Origin of the sequence: Paenibacillus gorillae, assembly GCF_000513275.1 — a bacterium.
GTDB classification, from domain to species: Bacteria; Bacillota; Bacilli; order Paenibacillales; family Paenibacillaceae; genus Pristimantibacillus; species Pristimantibacillus gorillae.
In genome coordinates, this window is the sequence record NZ_CBVJ010000021.1 from 55,799 (window position 1) to 74,188 (window position 18,390).

Sequence of the window (18,390 nt, forward strand, 5' to 3'; positions counted from 1 at the left end):
GAGTGGAATTCGTTTGAAAAGTATTATTAAGTTTTCGTTGAACAACAAGTTTGCCTTGTGGATTCTAACTGCGATCATTATGTTTGCCGGTTTATATTCCGGATTGAACATGAAGATGGAGACGATGCCCGACATTACTGTACCAATTGTAAGTGTTACGACGGTCTATCCGGGAGCAGCTCCAGAGGAAATCATGGAGAAAGTTACGAAGCCGATCGAGCAGCGTACCCGTAATATGCAGGGCGTTAAAACGGTAAATTCCACTTCGATGGAAAATGCCTCTTCGATCGTTATTGAATACGATTACGGGGTAGATATGGATGCAGCGGCAACTGAGATTAAGGAAGCCGTAGCAGGCTTGAGCTTGCCGGAAGGCGCTCAAAGCCCAAGCGTATCGCGGATCAGTCTGAATGCATTCCCGGTTCTGGCGCTCAGCCTCTCCAATGATAAGATGGACCTGGAACAATTGACGAAGGATGTAGAGCAGAACATCGTGCCTGAACTCGAAGGCATCGAAGGGGTTGCCAGCGTTCAAATCTCCGGTCAAAACGTAAAGCAGGCTGAACTGACGTTTAAGCCGGAGCAGCTAGCGAAGTACGGTTTGACGGAAGAGACAGTCAAAGGGATTATTCAAGGCAACGCCGTATCGGTGCCGCTCGGCATCTTTGAATTCGGTTCAACCGAAAAAACGGTGCTTGTAGACGGCAATATCGTAACAGAAGAAGACCTGAAAAACCTGCAAATTCCGTATACACCGCAAGGCGCTGGCGGCGGTGCGGGAGCTGGAGCAGGTGCAGGCGCACCGGCAGGTGGATCTGCCGGCGGAGCGCAAGGCGGAGAATTGCCGGAAGGCATGACGCTTGATATCAAGCTTCCGACCGTATCGCTGAGCGAAGTAGCAGATCTTAAAGTTATTGATAAGGCGGAATCGATCTCGCGTACGAATGGTGAGCTGTCTATCGGCATCTCAATCGTCAAATCGGCTGACGCCAACACGGTCGACGTTGTCAACGGCGTGAAGAGCAAGATCGCTGACTTGGAGAAAAACAATGATGGATTGAAAGTGATCACTTCACTGGACCAAGGCAAACCGATTGAAGATTCGGTTCATACGATGATCAGCAAAGCGATTATCGGCGCTATTATCGCCGTATTCATTATTCTGATCTTCCTTCGCAACATTCGTTCGACGATTATCGCTGTCGTATCGATTCCGTTGTCGATCCTGATCGCGCTTCTCGTATTGAGCCGTTTCGACGTTACGCTCAATATTATGACGCTTGGCGCGATGACCGTCGCGATCGGGCGGGTTATCGACGACTCGATCGTCGTTATCGAGAATATATACAGACGGATGGCGCTGACAGGCGAGAAGCTGAAGGGCAAAGAACTGATTCTGGACGCTACGAAAGAAATGTTCGTACCGATCATGTCCTCTACAATCGTTACCATCGCTGTATTCCTGCCGCTCGCGCTCGTCTCAGGCATGATCGGCGAGATCTTCATGCCGTTTGCACTTACGATTGTATTCGCCCTTCTGGCATCGCTGCTGGTTGCGATTACCGTCGTTCCGATGCTTGCGCATATGATGTTCCGTAACGGAATCAAAGCCGGCAAAGCGCATGAAGAAAAACCAGGACGCCTGGCGGAATGGTACAAAGGTGCGCTCAAATGGTCGCTCAATCATAAATTTATCGCATTTGGCATCGCGTTGGTGCTGCTGATCGGCAGTTGCTTCCTTCTTCCGGTTATCGGCATGAGCTTCCTGCCGGGCGACGAAGAGAAGTCGATGGTTGTTACGTACAATCCGGCCCCAGGTGAAACCAAGGAACAAGTTGAAGAAATGTCACAGAAAGCAGAAGGCCAGCTGCTTAAACGCACCGGACTTGAGATTGTACAATATTCGGTCGGCGGCGGCAATCCGTTCAACCCGGCTGCATCGAAGCAAGCCTTGTTCAATTTGAAATATGAGGAATCATTCAAAGCGTTTGCGGGTGAGAAAGAGCAAGTCATCGACATGCTGCAGAAGCTTGGCGGCAAAGGTGAATGGAAACAGCAGGATTTCATGGGCGGCGGACTTGGCGGCTCTAACGTGTCGATGGTTGTCTACGGACCGGATATGAAGTCGCTGCAGCCTGTTGTAGAAGAGCTTCAGAACAAACTGAAAGCAAACAAAAATTTGACGAATGTTGATACAAGCTTGTCCGAGACGTATGAGCAGTATCGTATAGTTGCTGACCAAGAGAAGCTGAGCCAAAATGGACTGGCTGCCGGTCAAATCGCGATGGCGCTCAGTCCGTCAAGGAGCAATCCGGTTCTGACGAAGATTGAGAAGGACGGAAAAGAATTAAATGTCTACGTGAAAGTAGAGCAGAAGGTTTACAAGGAAAAGGCCGATCTGGAAAACGTCAAGCTTACCTCGCCGCTCGGCAAGGAAGTAGCTTTGAAAGATGTAGCTGTTATTGAAGAAGGGCAATCGCCAAACACGATTACCCGTAAAAACGACCGTATTTATGCGGAAGTGTCCGCTGACATTACGGCATCCAATGTTGGTGCAGTATCCACGGAACTGAAGACTATGATCGACGGAATGAAGCTTCCATCCGGCATGGACATTGAGATGGGCGGCGTAACGGAACAAATGACGGAATCGTTCACCCAGCTTGGTCTTGCCATGCTGGCTGCCATCGCGATCGTATACTTGGTGCTCGTCATTACATTTGGCGGCGCATTGACACCGTTCGCAATTCTGTTCTCCCTGCCGTTCACGGTTATTGGCGCATTTGTTGGCTTGTGGATCGCAGGTGAATCGCTCAGCATTACAGCGATGATCGGAGCGCTGATGCTCATCGGCATCGTTGTCACCAATGCAATCGTACTCGTCGACCGCGTTATTCACAAGGAGCGCGACGGATTAAGCGTCCGCGAAGCGCTTCTAGAAGCGGGAGGCACGCGATTGCGTCCAATTCTGATGACAGCAATTGCAACAGTCGGCGCATTGCTGCCGCTCGCGCTTGGTTTCGAATCCGGCGGTCTGATCTCGAAAGGGATGGCGATTACGGTAATCGGCGGTTTGACAAGTTCAACGCTGCTTACGCTGTTCATCGTACCAATCGTTTACGAGTTTCTGCACCGGAAAAGAAAAACAGCTCAATAATCGAGCAGATGAAAACAGCCGTTCCGCGAACTAGCGGAGCGGCTGTTTTCATGAATTGCTTTTACCGGGTTCTGCATAACCTATCCTCGTATAGGCTACCCTATGGCCAGATTTATAAAAATGTCAGAAAGGGTGGCATGGTGTGAAGAAATTCTTAATATTGCTCGTGCTTGCATTAAGCATGATTGCCGGATTGTATTCGATATCCATTCAAGCAGCTGCGTCGGAACCGGACTATGCCAAATGGGGGAAGCTGGCTGTACAAGAGACCGCATCCAAATACGGTGTGGAGATTGTAGATTACAAGTACGAGGGGCGGTATCCAGTTAGCTCGGAGGCGGTTGAAGAACGGTTCAAGCTTTGGGTGAGGCAAGGGGCCAAGGAATTTGGAGTCAGGGTTACCCTACATATTCAGCTTCAAACGAACACGGCTGAAAAATGGAGTTCGAGAAGCTCGACTAAAGTCGGGATTCTATGCTGCAGCGAAACATTATCTGGTCTTTCAACGTACAATCATTCAGAGTTATATATTATGCTTCTTTGGAAGCAAGGGGGAAAAACGATGCTGATCACCACTACACCTACTATTGAAGGACGTCCGATTCTGGAATACACGGGGATCGTAACCGGTGAAGCGATTATGGGTGCTAACGTTGTCCGCGATTTCATGGCATCCATCACGGACATTATCGGGGGCCGTTCCGGCGCTTACGAGAGCAAGCTGAAGGAAGCGAGGGACGTCGCGATCGAGGAGATGAAGCAGCAGGCATCCAGGCTTGGGGCTAATGCAGTCGTTGCTATCGATATCGATTATGAAGTTGTTCGTGAAGGTATGTTAATGGTAGCAGTAAGCGGCACTGCTGTTCGCATTTAAACAACAAAATTAATGAGAACGGCGAGCGGATTAATTTCTGCATCGCCGTTTTTTAATCCTTATATTTTTCAATTTGTCAAAATATGCAACAAATATAAGACAGCTTCCGTTATTATAGAGATGGATATACATAGAGGAGAGGGGCTTGATTGTGAAGCATAAGTTACAACGTATACTTGCGCTAATTGTATTGATTGGAATAGTTTCTGCCGTTTTTCAGTTAGGCGGAAGGGCGATTGCTGCAGATTCTAACGGTATTGCTGTACAAGCTGCCGTCGGGTATCAGGGGAATGTAAAGGAAGGCAAGTGGGCGCCTGCCCGTCTAACGTTAACGAATATGACGAAAGCCGATTTGAAGGGCGAAGTTGTCATTACGATAGCTGGCAATTTTGGCGGTTCAAGTGATTATATTGTGCCGGCTGAACTGCCTCAAGGGAGCGATGTTGAATTGACGATCGCAATCCCCGGTATGACGCTTAATGAAAAAAACAATTTAATCCGATTTTATAAAGGTTCGTATAAGTCAGGGGAAAAGGTCGGCATCAAGATCGGCAGCCCTTATCTAATAAGCTCGTCTATAGTTAATTATACGATAGGCGTTCTTGCTAGCGATCCGGATACGCTGAACTTTATGCCCTCATTGAATGTGCAAGGCTATAATTTATCCGTTATTCCGCTAAAGGAAGAGCAATTGCCGAATTCATCCATCCTGCTCGATTATTTCGATTTGCTCGTAATTAATGACGTTGCGACTTCTGGCTGGGACGAGCAGCGGGTTAAGGCGATCGAGGATTGGGTGAGGGCAGGAGGAACGCTAATGCTTTCAGGCGGTGCAGGTTACAGCAAAACCGCGCAGGCGTTCGAAACGATAGCGCCGCTGAAGCAAGAGGGAACCTCTTCGCTGACTAATCCAGCCTCACTTAGCAAGGAAAGCGGAAAGGAATGGAAATCGGCTGCACCGGTAACCGTATCAACCGGTTCTGTTATTGAAGGGAATACGGTTTTGTCCGAAAATGGGATACCGCTTGCAATCACCCGGTCTGTAGGAAGCGGCAGCGTTATGTATGTCGCCTTTGACCCGTCGCTTGAGCCGATTGCATCATGGAATGGCAGTGAACTGGTATATGCCAAATTGCTGAAGGACAGCTTGTCTCCGATTATGCAGGGCAATATGGTTCAGTATTCCAATTCGTACTGGAATATTCAGAACATAATCGACAGGTTTCCTTCTATTAATCCGCCCAAATTTGGCTTGTTATTATGGATGTTCGTTTTGTATATGGTAATTGCAGCGCCAGTGCTCTATTTCCTGCTCAAAAGGCTGGACCGGAGAGAATGGACCTGGTGGCTGGTGCCAACCCTCGCTATCGTAATGGGCGTGGCGATATTTATTTTTGGAGCTGAGGATAAACGAAGCTTCCTAGCTCATTCTGTCTCGATTGTGGAGCTGACTCCTGAAGGAGGAGGCGTTCGATCGGGTGCGTTTGGTGTGTTTTCACCTAACGGAGGTACAATTAAAGCTCATTTCGACCATGCTATTCCGTTACGGCCTTTATCTAATGAAGGTGGCGGACAATTGAATCTTTCTGGCAATACACAAGTGCTAATGAATGATCAGGGGACGACGATGCAGTGGAACTCTGTTGCTTACTGGTCAACCCGGAAAGCCTGGTACGATGGTATTGCATTGGATAAAAGCACAGGGAATTTCGGGCTGGCTTACCGCAGCAATAACGGAGCGCAGCAGCTTGAAGTTACGAATCACACGAAGGCAGCTATGCATCATGTTGCGTTAATTATTAGCGGAAATTTGATTAATGTAGGTGATTTGGCGCCGAATGAAGCCAAGGCGGTCTCGATACCGTCTGTCCCTTCTGCAAATAGCGGAATGTATTACCCGTTCTCTTCCGCTTTATTTCCTTATGGCAACGGCAGAGACGACGGCAAATACAACCGGCACCGTGAGCTGATGGATATGTACTGGAATTCCACTAATCCTGCTTCACAGATGCTGCCGCGTGTGATCGGCTTTAGTGAGGACCATGCGCCAATGTTCCAAGTAAACAACGATGCTGTAAGAACGGATAATCTGACGATGTGGGTACAGCAGATCGGAACGCTTATTTCGCAAAATGATGGCCGCGTTACCGTACCGGCAGGCGCTATGCAGCCTGTTGTCACCACGCAAACGATGCAGCGGCTAGACCATTATGGTGACGGAAATATGAACTTCAGTCCGGGCGAATTGGAATTCGAATTCCATGTGCCGAATGAAAAAGCGAAATACGATAAACTCTCATTCTCAATGCTGGCCAATACGACGAATCTTCAGTGGTTGATTTTTAATGCAGCTAGCGGAGATTGGGTACCTGCTGCAGCGGAAATGGATGCCAAAATGTATATCGATCCGTCCAACACGATACGAATGAAGATGGTAGCTGCGACAGATGGGGATGCCCGTCTGCCGATGATTGGGCTGGAAGGAGTGGCGGTACGATAATGACACATACGACAACTGAAATGGAGCAAGTTATCGAACCGGCGGAAACGCCAATGATTGAAATAAGAGGACTGACCAAAAGCTTTGGCACGTTTCAAGCGCTGAAATCGATAGATTTGACAATCGCTAAAGGTACGGTGTTCGGCTTTGTCGGTCCCAACGGTGCGGGCAAATCGACTACGATGTCGATTTTGGCGACGCTGATGGCCCCTTCCTCCGGTTACGCGAAGGTGGACGGCTTTGACGTTACTGAATATCCGGCGGAAGTTCGCAAACGGATCGGCTATATGCCGGATTTCTTCGGCGTGTACGATCAATTCAAAACGTTGGAGTACATGCATTTTTATGGAGCGAGTTATGGAATACCGAAGCAGGAGAGGGAGCAATTAATACCTCAATTGCTGGAGCTCGTTAATTTGAGTGATAAGAAGGAAGCCTACGTGGATACGTTGTCACGTGGTATGAAGCAGCGTTTATGTCTGGCGCGCTGTCTCGTTCATGACCCGGATCTGCTCATCCTCGACGAGCCGGCTTCCGGTCTCGATCCGCGGGCGCGGATTGAAATGAGGGAAATACTGCGGGAATTGAAGGCAATGGGCAAAACGATCATTATCTCCTCGCATATTTTGCCGGAGCTGGCGGAGATGGTCGATGAGATCGGCGTTATCGAGCACGGTCAAATGATCGCGAAAGGCAATGTTGCGGATATTCAAAACCGGATGCGGGTGAAGCGGATTTTGTCGATCCGGTTAATCGACAGAGCGGAAGAGGCGGAGCATTGGCTGCGCGAGCAGCCATTCGTTAATCGTGTGCTCCGCGACGAACGCGGCATTCACGTTCATTACAGCGGTCATGATGAAGAACAGGCAAATCTGCTGCAGCAAATGATAGGGGCCGGTTACAAGCTGATCTCGTTCAGCGAGGGACAAACAAACTTGGAAGACATCTTTCTGGAAATTACGAAAGGAGGCGAAGCGATCTCATGAGAAACGAAGGCTTAGCTGGAAGAGGGTCAGGCAATTGGCGCTCCAGACTAATTAATCCCGTGCTGGACAAGGAATTCAGACTGCGCATGCGGACGGCCCGTTCCATGTGGACGATGTTCGCCTATTTATTCGCCATCGGTCTGATGGCGCTTTGCGCGATTTATTTGACGCAAGAGCTGGGCAGCAGCTCAGCGTCATTTAATCCGGAGCGAAGCCGGATTCTGTTTTATTTTCTAAGCTTCGCTCAACTGGGGCTCATTACATTCATGGCTCCCGGCCTTACCGCAGGTGTCATTAGCGGAGAGAGGGAGAAGCAGACGCTTAATTTGCTGCTGACGACGCAGCAAAGCTCGACGACAATTATTTTAAGCAAGCTGGTGTCATCACTTGGCTTTATGGTTCTGATCGTCGTCAGCACGATACCCGTGTATAGCATGGTCTTCCTCTATGGCGGCATTTCGCCCTCGCAGCTCTTTCAAGTGTTTATCTATTACTTTTTTATGATGATTATGCTAGGCTCGCTAGGTATACTATTCTCGACTCTGTTCAAACGCACGATGATATCCGTTATCGTGACATACGGAGTTACGCTGTTTATCTATGTCGGTACGCTGCTTATTTTTTATGTCGCATTAAGCGTGACGGGCAATGCAGCGAACAATGCGGTCAATCCGGCAGTCTACAACTGGATCGGCCACATACTGGCATGGAATCCGGGGGTAGCATTGTACACTATTCTGGATCCTTCTGCTGCGGGGCAAATCTATGAGATCTACAACAGAGGGCAGCAAGCTTCACAAAAGCCTGTTTTTCAATTATGGCATGAATTTATGATTATTTACGCCTTGATTTCGGCAGGCGCTTTGTGGCTGAGCATTGTGAAGCTGCGTCCGAGATTGAAGCGGAGAAATAAATAGAACGGCGATTGTTGCGAAATAACGGGGTGTGCCGAAAGGGTGCTCCGTTATTTATGCTTTAGCCGGCGAAATTGGAAAGGAGAATCGCAATTTATGGAAGATAAGCGGAAGTTAATCGAGCTGCTGGCTCCTGTACGCAATCGTTTGACGATGTTCAGCATAAGCCGCTATACGCTGGTCGGCCTGCTGGGCGGCAGTTTTGCAGGTTTGCTCGTGCTGGGCTTTAGCCGCTTGCTGCCGATGCTCCATGCGAAGCTCTGGCTGATGCTGCTGGTATTTGCCGGCGTACTAGCGGGAGCGGTGCTTGGCTGCTGGAAGCGTGCCTCGATAAGGGATGCGGCTCATGTTATGGACAAGGAGCATACCGATGATGCCGTAGCAACTGCACTTGATGGTCTGGAGCGTTCCGGGGACAATGAGCCTGTTATCATCCGTTTGCAGCGGCAGGAGGCGCTGGAAGGGGCTGGCCGCTATACCGCGGAGCTGAGAAGCCGTCTTCCTTGGCCTGCTTGGAGGAACTGGAGGCGTTCGGTTCTAGGCATTGGAGCCGTCTGGCTATTGACGGTCATTCTGCTCGTATGGCCTAACCCGCTAGATGATAAGGCGAAGGCAATGGCTGCTGCAGAATTGGGACTAGAGCAGCTGGAAAACCAAGTAGAGGAGCTTGCTCAGCAGTTGGACGAGGCCAAGCTGCCGGAAGAAGCGAAGCGGCAGGTTGCGGAGACGCTTGAGGAGCTGCGCAGCAAGCTGGAGAAAGCGAATTCAGCGGAGGCGTTGAAGGAGCTGGAGGAAGCGATCAAGAAGCTGGAGCAAACGGCTGAAGCTGCGCGTCAAACAGCGGAGAAGCTCGACGCTGCTGCCGATGCGATGAATAACGAGCCTGGGCTGCGCAAGCTGGGGCAAGCGCTGAAGGATCGCGATGCCGCCGGCATGAAGCAGGCAATCGGCGATATGCGCTCGGAGCTGCAGCGGCTGACGCCGGAGCAGAAGGAATCCATTGCGAAGGCAATGGAGAAGCTCGCTCAGGAGCAGCCGAAGGACAGCGCGCTGGCGAATGCGCTGGAGCAGGCTGCGGAGCAAGCACGCGAAGCGGGAGACGGCAAATCGGCGGGAGACGATGCGTTGTCGCAGCTGGAAGAGGCGCTCGGCAGTGAGCTTTCACAAGCACAGCTGGAGGAGCTGGCCCGGATGATGGCGGAGCGTCTGGCAGAGAGCGGTCAAGCGGCAGCGCAGCAAGCGCAGAGCGGTTCCGGCTCGTCCGGCATGCCCGGCGGGGCTTCTGCTAGCGGCGGCTCCGCCGGTTCAGGAGCAGGCGGAGGTTTCGGCGGCGGATCTGGATCTGAGGGACAATCGGGTGAGCAAGGGCAAGGCGGAGCAGGCGGTAAGGGAAGTGAAGCCGGCTTGGGAGAAGGCAGCGGATCAGGTGCGGGATCTGGTCAGGGCAGCGGAAGCGGTTCCGGGTCCGGACAAGGCAGCGGATCAGGTACGGGGTCCGGCAGTGGCAGTGGAGGGGGCGGTACAGGCGGTCTCCACGGCGGTACCGGTCAAGGTGGCCGCGGTTTGATTACGACGCTGCGCGGCATGGAAGGCTCCGGCAATGTCCAGCAGGACGGCGGTCCTTCGACTGGCGGACAAACGCAAACGACAGGCGACCCGTCCCCGATGCTGGACGGCATGACCCGTTCGTACGAGGATGTCTACAGCGAATATGCGGCCGAAGCCAAGAAGGCGTTGTCCCGTTCGCAATTGCCGCAAAACATGCAAAATAAAGTAAAAGACTATTTTGACCAAATACAGCCTAATCGTTGAGGTGAGCACATGATCGAATCAAAGACGCAAGTGGAAGAAGCGGCGGCGCGCATCGCCGCCTTGAAAGAAGAAATCGGCCGGATCATCGTCGGCCAGCAAGAGGTAGTGGAGCAGCTGCTCTGGTGTTTGCTGGCGGGCGGTCATGCGCTGCTGGAGGGTATTCCGGGGCTTGGCAAGACGATGCTGATCCGAACGGTCGCCGACACGGTTGACCTGCAGTTTTCACGCATTCAATTTACCCCGGATTTAATGCCCTCTGATATTACCGGAACGACACTGATCGATTTCGGTGCGCAAGGGGCGGCTGCCCAGCGATTCCAGCCGGGACCGATATTTGGCAATCTGGTGCTGGCCGACGAGATTAACCGTGCGACGCCTAAGACGCAAAGCGCGCTGCTGGAAGCAATGCAGGAAGGAACGGTAACGGCAGGCGGTCAGACGCATGCGCTTCCTAAGCCTTTTTTCGTACTGGCTACACAGAACCCGATCGAGCAAGAGGGAACGTATCCGCTGCCTGAGGCGCAGCTGGATCGTTTCTTGTTGAAGATCGGCGTCGATTATCCGACACGGGATGAATTAAAGCAAATCGTATTGCGCACAACCTCGGCGGAGCAGCCGAAGGCGGGCGTCGTAATGAGCGGAGAGCAGCTAAGGGAATTACAGCTGTATGCCAAGCATCTGCTCGTTGCTGAGGATGTACTTGATCTTGCTGTCCGGCTTGTCATGATGACGCACCCGGGAGAAGGAGATTCACCGGAGGATGTGAAGCGGTATGTCCGATTCGGCGCAGGGCCGCGGGCTGTGCAAGCGATTATCGCCGTCAGTAAAGTAAGAGCTTTATGCTCGGGCAAGCTGCATGTATCCTGGAGCGATATCCGGGCTGTGGCAGTTCCAGCGCTCCGCCATCGCATCGTGCTAGGTTATGAGGCGCAGGCGATGGGCATATCGACAGACCGGATAACCGACACAATCTTAGCCGCGCTGGAGGCGCAGCGATGAGTGATCATACAGGGCGGACTCCAATCGATGCGCAAGCGGCGATGAAGCTGCTCTTTCCGGATCTTACCCTGCTTGCCAGGCTGGATCAGATGAGCGTTGCTGCGGGAAACCGGGTGAAAGGGACGCTGGCGGGCAAAAGAAGATCAAGCTCCCTCGGCGGCTCCCAGGAATTTGCCGATTACCGGCCTTACGCTCCCGGCGACGACATTCGCCGTCTCGATTGGAACGTCTACGGACGTACAGGCCGTGCGTATATGCGCCAGTACTGGGACGAACAGGAGTTAACGGTTCATATGCTTGTCGACGTGTCCCGTTCAATGTCATTCGGGGAGGAGTCAGAGCACAACAAGCTTCGATTTGCGCTAAGGCTGGCTGCATGCATCGGATATGCTTCGCTGACCGGCGAGGACCGCGTAACCGCTAGATTATTTGGTGATAGCGGGCTGAATAGGGAGCTTGAGCCCCTAAGAGGGAGGAGTTCTTTGCCGCAACTGCTTCAATTTTTGGGGCAAGCGATGCCGGGGCCGCAGGCAGCGGTACAGCCAGCTGGTGCCGGCAGCGATTTTACTGCTCAGCGCCCGGCTGCGCTATCACTGGCTGATGCGCTAGGCGGATCGAGAGGCCGGCCGATGCGGGCCGGCGTCACGCTTCTGATTACCGACGCGATGTATGAGACCGGCATTGAAGAAGCGTTATTGCGATTAATCGCTGCCGGGCAAAAGGTTGTTTTTATACATGTGCTAAGTCCAGAGGAATTGAACCCCTCACTAAGCGGAGAATTGAAGCTGATTGACAGCGAACTCGGTTCCGGCAAAGATGTTGCCATTGCTTACCCGCTGCTCGCCCAGTATAAGCAAGCGGTCGATCAGTACCGCGAAGATTTGAGCCGATTATGCGGGAACGGGGCGCTCAGTATATGTTCATTTCATCAGCAGATCCGTTAACGGAAGTGATCAACCGGGACCTGCTGCAGCACGGCGTGCTGCGAAGCAAAACTTAACGGAGGATCGGGAGGAGGGGAGACTGCCATGCAATTTTTATCGCCTATATCCGCTATCTTTGCGCTGTCTCTGCCGGCAATCGTTCTGATGTACGTACTGAAACGGGTGTATATCGATACTGAAATTGCCAGCCATCTGCTATGGAATCGCGTGCTGCGAGAGCAGGAAGCCAACCGGCCATGGCAAAAATTGCGCAGCCGCCCTTTGCTGCTGCTGCAATTGCTCGCTGCTGCGCTGCTTGTTTTGGCGCTTATGCAGCCCTACTGGACCCGGGAAGCGGCGGCATCCGGCCATACGGTAATTGTGATGGACCGCTCAGCCAGCATGACTGTGCAAACGGATAACGGGCACTCCCTGCTGGGGCAAAATGTGCAGTTGGCAGAGAACTGGATCACCGCGCAAAAGGAAGGCCGGCGGATAACAATCATTGCTACTGGCGAACAGCCGGAAATGATCGCATCGGGCGAGCTATCGCATCGCGATGCTGTGACGGCACTGCGTGCGTTGGAGCCTAACTTTGGAGCCAGCGACAATTTGGCAGCCCTGTCTTTGGCCGATTCGCTATTGGCCGATGAGCCGGACGGTTCCATTATGCTCTACAGCGATGGAAGATGGAGTGACGCGAGCGCAGTTAATGAACTGCAGCTTCACACCAAGCTCATGCTGGCAGGAGCAAATGGCACGGAAGCAGCGCCAAGCTCTAATCGCGCAATTGTTCATTTTGGCGTAAAAAACGATCCAGACGCAACAGGCTTTAATAAGGCGGTCATTACGATACGCAATGATGCGGATACCGCGCAGCAATTGAAAGTAAATGTGTACGCAGATGGATCAGCAGTTGCTACAGAGCAGGTTAAAGCTGAAGCCGGAGGCTGGACGAGCTTGACGGTGAACAAGCTGCCAGCTGGAGCAGCTTACTATAAGGCGCAATTGGCTGGCGGGAGTGATAGCTATGCAGCAGATGATGTTGCTTATCAATTTCCGTCCGAGTCTAGGGCTAAGCGATCGCTTCTTGTCAGCAAGGGCAATCTTTTTCTAGAAAAAGCGCTTCAACTGGCTGGCGTCTCGACGGTCAAAGCTGACCCGGAGCAATACATACCTGACGCGGACGATCAGAAGCAGTTGGATTGGATCGTCGTCGATGGCGGCGGTGATAAGCTGCTTGCCGATAAAAGCTGGCAAAAGCTGCTGAAATCAAAGCCGGTCTGGTACATCGATCATCCGACGGGGGCCGAGACGGTTGTACCCGGCAATAATCGGGTGGAACTGGCCGACCATCCGGTCGTGGCTTATCTATCGTTTGCGGATACGCATATCGGCCGGCTGTTGAAGCCGAAAGATGCGCCGCTGTGGGGCAAAGCTATCGTCACGTACGGAGGAGTTCCTGCTATCTACGCGGGAGAGGTTGAGGGCAAACCGCAGCTGCGGTTCACCTTTGATTTTCAGGATACGGATTTGCCGCTGCGCCCGGAATTCCCAGTGCTTGTCGTACAAGCTGCAGACTGGATGAGCGGCGGTTCCCGGAGTGAACTCGGTACTGCTGTTGCCGGATCTGCGCTGCCATTGTCTTTCAGTGGCGAGACGATTAGCGCCCAGTGGAAGGCGGTAGAGCAATTAAGCGGTTACGGTGAAGGCAGTGCCTCACAATCAGTAACGATTAAAGCTGCTGCTGCTGACAATGTAAGGGCGCCGTCGATTCCGGGTCTGTACCGGCTGCTTGAATATGACAAAGCCAATAAAGTTGTAGCTGATCGTCTGCTGGCCGTCAACGCGGATGCGGCGGAAAGCGCGGCATTTGGCCAAGTGGAGCCTATAGCGCCTTCGTATGTGTCATCATCGAACGGTGAGGGAAGCGGGAGCGGTCAGCAGGATAACAGGCAATTAGCTTCGCAGACAGCGGCAACGGCTTCGGCCGCTGCATGGATTGCGCTGCTGCTGTTCCTTATTTTGGCAGGGGAATGGGAGGTGTATCGCCGTGGGCATGCAAGTTAACTCGCCAGTGTTTCTGCTCCTGCTCTTGCCTTGGGCATTGTTCGTCTGGTGGATGCTTCGCGGTACGGCCAGGTTGAAGGGCGGCCGGAAGGCTGCCGTGGTGGCGATACGTTCTGTCATTATGCTGCTGCTAATTGCCATTGCGGCGCAAGTGCAGCCCTATTGGACGACGGATCAGCGCAATGTAGTGTTTGTTGCCGACCGCTCAGCCAGCGTCAATGCAGATCGAGAGCTAGGCGAATGGATTGCGAAAGCGATGAAGGATAAATCGGCGGATGATCGCGGAGGAATCGTCGCCATCGGGCTAGACGCTGCGGTTGAACGTGCGCTTTCGCCGGAGCAAATGCTTCATACAGAACGGTACTCATTCCGGGCGAAGGTCAACGGACAGTTTACCGATGTATCACAAGGCTTGTGGCTGGCATCCGGCTTGCTGCAGCAGGCTGGCAGAGGAAGAATAGTCGTGATGTCCGACGGTGCGGAGAATGCCGGAAGCATGCTGCGCCAGGCGAATATGTTGAAAAACGCAGGCATTGCCGTGGATGTCGTTCCCATTACGCCGCCGCAGTTGACGGATGCGGCGATCGAATCGTTCACTGTGCCGCAAGCTTTGCGGCAAGGCGAGAAATTCAATTTTGAATTTACAATTAACAGTACTACAGCAGGCAACGGCGAGCTTCGTCTCTATGCCGACAACAGAGAATTGTCGCGCAGCACAGTCCAACTGGAAGCGGGAGAGAATCAATTCGCGCTGCAAAGCGCGGCTCTTGAACCGGGTTTCCATCAGTTCAGAGCGGAGTTGTATGCCGAAGGAGACGAGCGCGAGCAAAACAACGTCGCCTATGGCTTCAGTAAAGTAAACGGCCCGCCTAACGTGCTTATCGTTGAGGGCGAGCCGGGATCATCGGGCAATGTCGAAGCGGCGCTGAAGGCTTCTTTTATCGGCTATGACACGATAGCACCTGAGCGGTTGTCGGTGGAGCTTGCCTCCTATGCTGCCTATGACAGCATCATTTTGAACAATGTGCCGGCTACCCGAATTGCGGAGAAGCCGATGGAATGGATCGCGAAAGCCGTAAGTGACTATGGAATTGGTCTGGTGATGCTGGGCGGTAATGACAGCTTTGGTCTCGGGGGTTATTTTAAAACACCTGTCGAACGAGCTCTGCCTGTCTATATGGATTTGAAAGGAAAACGCCAAATTCCAACATTGGGTCTCGTGCTAGTAATCGACCGCTCAGGCAGTATGGACGGGGGCAAGCTTGAGCTGGCGAAAGAAGCGGCGATGCGGACCATAGAACTAATGCGGGATGAAGATACCGTGGCGGTCGTTGCCTTCGATTCATCGCCATGGTGGATTGTCGAACCGACGAAGCTGACAGATCGCAAAAAAATCATTTCGCAAATTCAAGGCATTCAGCCTGAGGGCGGCACAGAAATCTACACGGCGCTGAGTGAGGCTTATAAGAAGCTGCTGGAGGTTCAGGCGCAGCGGAAGCATATTATTTTGCTGACCGACGGCCAGTCTTCGACGAACCCGGGGTATAGTGCGTTAACCTCGTCGATGGTGGACAAGCAAATGACGATGTCGACGGTTGCGGTAGGCGACGGTGCCGACCAAATGCTGCTGAAGAGTCTGGCCGAAGCTGCTAAAGGACGCTATTATTTTACAAAAGATGAAAGTACGCTTCCGGCTATTTTTAGCCGTGAGACGGTCATGATGTCGCGAACCTATATCGTGGAGCAGACGTTTACGCCTGCCCTTGGGCAATCCGGCAACTGGTCGGCATTATGGAAAAACGGCCTTCCTCAATTGAATGCCTATATTGCGACAACGGCCAAAGAAACGGCGGAAATCGCGTTGCTGTCGCCGGACGGAGATCCCATTCTGGCCCGCTGGCCTTACGGTTCGGGCAGAGCTGTAGCTTGGACCAGCGATATGACCGGACGGTGGTCGCGAGACTGGGTCAATTGGCAGTCGCTGCCGGGCGTGCTGACTGAATGGATCAAGTGGACATTCCCGCAATTCGAAAGCGTACCTTATCAGGTTAATGCCGAGCTGGATGGCCGGAAAGCGAACATTGTAATCCGCTCGGAAAGCGGAGACTCCGATCTAGCGGCAAAGCTGAAAGCTGTAGTCAACAATGATGCTGGCGAGACGCAAAAACTGGAACCTATTCCGATTGCGCCGGGTGAATATGAAGCGAGCATGTCAGTGACTCAGCCGGGCGTTTATTTAATGAGAATTGGGGGCGAAGAAGGCGGAGGTTCAACTTCGGGCTTCGTCATTCCATATTCGCCGGAATACAAATTATCCTCTAATAATGGTTCGGAGACGCTGGAGCAGCTTGCCGAGGCTACGGGCGGCAGAGTGCTGTCGCTGGACAAGCCGGGAGAAGCTTTCCGGTTTGATCCTGAGAAGCAGCGTCAACTGGTCGATTGGTCGCGTTCCCTGCTTATAGCTGCATTACTTCTGCTGTTGGCGGATATTGCACTTAGACGGATATCGATTCCTTGGTCGCGCTTGGCAGGCTGGCTCCGTCTGTGGATGCGCGGTTGGAGCAGAGGAGGCTTGAAGGCCGCTTCTAACGGAGATTTGTCCTCGCAATCAGTGTCCAGGCTGCAGGAACGGAAGAGCCGTACGGCTGATTTTTATGATAAGGGTAAGGATGAGGGATCAAACATAAATGTTTCACATTCAGAAGGAGCAAACGGCAATTCTTCAAAGGATTCGCGGCCATCTGGGGGAGACTGGAAACAGCCGGATCTTTCGCTGCGGAAGGGCTCTTCTGATCTGAATGCTGGGGGTAAGACGATGCAGGGACAATGGCAGGTTCAAGATAAAGTGCAAGGACAAGGACAAGGACAAGATAGAGTGGCACAAGGACAAAATAAAGGTCAGGGTCAAGGGCAAGGATCAGGACAAGGCCAAACGCAGGCGCAGCAAGGGGATGGCAACGATAAAATGAGCCGTCTGCTTGCAGCCAAAAATCGTACAAAACGATAATTGAAAACATGCGGAGTTCTGTTCCGCTCTGGAGCTTCTAAATTAGGTGATTGATGCTTTTGCAGCTTTGAAGCAGAGTTGGCTGGACAGTCGCTTTTCCGAGCGATACAATGCAAGAGAAGGAGTGGTGACAATGAATTGGATGTCCACTCTTGTTGAGCAGCGTATTCAAGAAGCGATGGCACGAGGCGAGTTCGAACAGTTGAAAGGGAAGGGCAAACCGCTTGAACTGGAGGATTTGTCGTATGTGCCTGAGGATTAGCCAAAGAAATGGTTACGCTTCAGGAACTGCTGGAGTTATGCAGGAATGATACGGAGCGGGAGGCGTTGAATCGCCGGCTCAATGAAAAGCGTCTCCGTTACCGGATGATGATGGAGTCCCGGGGCTGGAGCCAATCCTCCGCCTTTACGCAATACGAGACGCAAATCGAGAGAAAAATCGAAGGGAATGACGAATAGGATGTTTCCAGAAATTACGCCTGAAGAGGTTGAAGGATTATTAAATGAAGGCCAACAGCTAAATTTGATCGACGTTCGTGAGATCGATGAATGGGAGTCCGGTCACATTAAAGAAGCGAGCAGTCTTCCGCTATCAGAGCTGCAAGAGCGCGTTAATGAGCTGGATAAAGACGCGGATCTCATCATCGTGTGCCGCAGCGGCAACCGCAGTGGCAGAGCCTGCGAGTTCTTGCAGGCGCAAGGCTACAAAGTGACGAACATGACTGGCGGCATGCTTCAATGGCAGGGCGAAGTTGAATTCGGGGCTTAATAGATAGAAAATTTGTAGAACCCCCTGGCACCTTGCAATTAATGCAAGGTGCCAGGGGGGATTTTTGTTAATTTTGCGGGCCGCTGCAAGCGGCTATTAAACTAGCGGCTCTACCGATCAATGTCTGGCTGTTGTGGTGCGCGCCAGTCGAAGGGTACTCACCTGCAGGCTGCTGATCGCAGAGCGAAGCAGGTTCGCAAAATAACGAAAGTAAATTCGTTAATTACGATGCAAAGTAGTTAGCTGTGCCAGATAGCGAATCTATTTTCGCAATTGGAGAACCGAGGTTCACGAGTAACGAAGCTAGATTCGTTGAATGGAGGTTGGGTGCTGGTAGGGACTCCTACAGCGAAAGTTACTTCAGTAAATAGCGAATATG

At 52.2% G+C, this 18,390-nt stretch carries 13 protein-coding genes and 1 pseudogene; all 14 read left to right on the forward strand.

Features of this window, described 5'->3' with window-relative positions:
- Positions 1-13 precede the first annotated feature (13 nt).
- The 14 genes and pseudogenes from TY10_RS03535 (at position 14) to TY10_RS03590 (ending at position 18,011) form a co-directional block, all read left to right on the forward strand.
- Positions 14-3,157: an efflux RND transporter permease subunit gene (locus TY10_RS03535; RefSeq protein WP_042160644.1), complete on the forward strand. Its 3,144-nt coding sequence runs from the start codon at positions 14-16 to the stop codon at positions 3,155-3,157.
- Positions 3,158-3,338: 181 nt separating this feature from the next.
- Positions 3,339-3,575 (forward strand): annotated as a pseudogene (locus tag TY10_RS31245) (DUF3889 domain-containing protein); the annotation flags it as partial.
- Between the two features lie 144 nt (positions 3,576-3,719).
- Positions 3,720-4,031, forward strand: coding sequence for a YbjQ family protein (locus TY10_RS31250; RefSeq protein ID WP_042160672.1), 312 nt, complete (start codon positions 3,720-3,722; stop codon positions 4,029-4,031).
- Positions 4,032-4,182: 151 nt separating this feature from the next.
- Positions 4,183-6,531: a DUF7408 domain-containing protein gene (locus TY10_RS03545; RefSeq protein ID WP_155985671.1), complete on the forward strand. Its 2,349-nt coding sequence runs from the start codon at positions 4,183-4,185 to the stop codon at positions 6,529-6,531.
- 53 nt (positions 6,532-6,584) lie between these two features.
- Complete coding sequence (locus tag TY10_RS03550; protein ID WP_042160674.1) at positions 6,585-7,517, forward strand: ABC transporter ATP-binding protein; 933 nt, start codon at positions 6,585-6,587, stop codon at positions 7,515-7,517.
- Complete coding sequence (locus TY10_RS03555; RefSeq protein WP_042160648.1) at positions 7,514-8,434, forward strand: ABC transporter permease; 921 nt, start codon at positions 7,514-7,516, stop codon at positions 8,432-8,434. The genes TY10_RS03550 and TY10_RS03555 overlap by 4 nt, the downstream gene beginning before the upstream one ends.
- 93 nt (positions 8,435-8,527) lie before the next feature.
- Entirely contained in the window at positions 8,528-10,243 is a 1,716-nt protein-coding gene (locus TY10_RS28610) for a hypothetical protein (RefSeq protein ID WP_052350329.1), read from the forward strand.
- 9 nt (positions 10,244-10,252) lie between these two features.
- Positions 10,253-11,242, forward strand: coding sequence for an AAA family ATPase (locus TY10_RS03565; protein ID WP_042160649.1), 990 nt, complete (start codon positions 10,253-10,255; stop codon positions 11,240-11,242).
- Positions 11,239-12,186: a DUF58 domain-containing protein gene (locus TY10_RS03570; RefSeq protein ID WP_052350330.1), complete on the forward strand. Its 948-nt coding sequence runs from the start codon at positions 11,239-11,241 to the stop codon at positions 12,184-12,186. Before TY10_RS03565 ends, TY10_RS03570 begins: the two co-directional genes overlap by 4 nt.
- 84 nt (positions 12,187-12,270) lie before the next feature.
- Complete coding sequence (locus TY10_RS03575; RefSeq protein WP_042160651.1) at positions 12,271-14,235, forward strand: vWA domain-containing protein; 1,965 nt, start codon at positions 12,271-12,273, stop codon at positions 14,233-14,235.
- The gene (locus TY10_RS03580) at positions 14,225-17,242 is read left to right on the forward strand and encodes a VWA domain-containing protein (RefSeq protein WP_238327424.1); all 3,018 of its coding nucleotides are present in this window, start codon (positions 14,225-14,227) and stop codon (positions 17,240-17,242) included. The genes TY10_RS03575 and TY10_RS03580 overlap by 11 nt, the downstream gene beginning before the upstream one ends.
- 133 nt (positions 17,243-17,375) lie before the next feature.
- Positions 17,376-17,504, forward strand: a complete 129-nt coding sequence (locus tag TY10_RS32175; RefSeq protein ID WP_337588323.1) for a DnaJ family domain-containing protein — start codon at positions 17,376-17,378, stop codon at positions 17,502-17,504.
- 8 nt (positions 17,505-17,512) lie between these two features.
- Entirely contained in the window at positions 17,513-17,701 is a 189-nt protein-coding gene (locus TY10_RS32180) for a hypothetical protein (RefSeq protein WP_052350332.1), read from the forward strand.
- Between the two features lies 1 nt (position 17,702).
- Positions 17,703-18,011, forward strand: a complete 309-nt coding sequence (locus TY10_RS03590) for a rhodanese-like domain-containing protein (protein WP_042160655.1) — start codon at positions 17,703-17,705, stop codon at positions 18,009-18,011.
- Positions 18,012-18,390 lie beyond the last annotated feature (379 nt).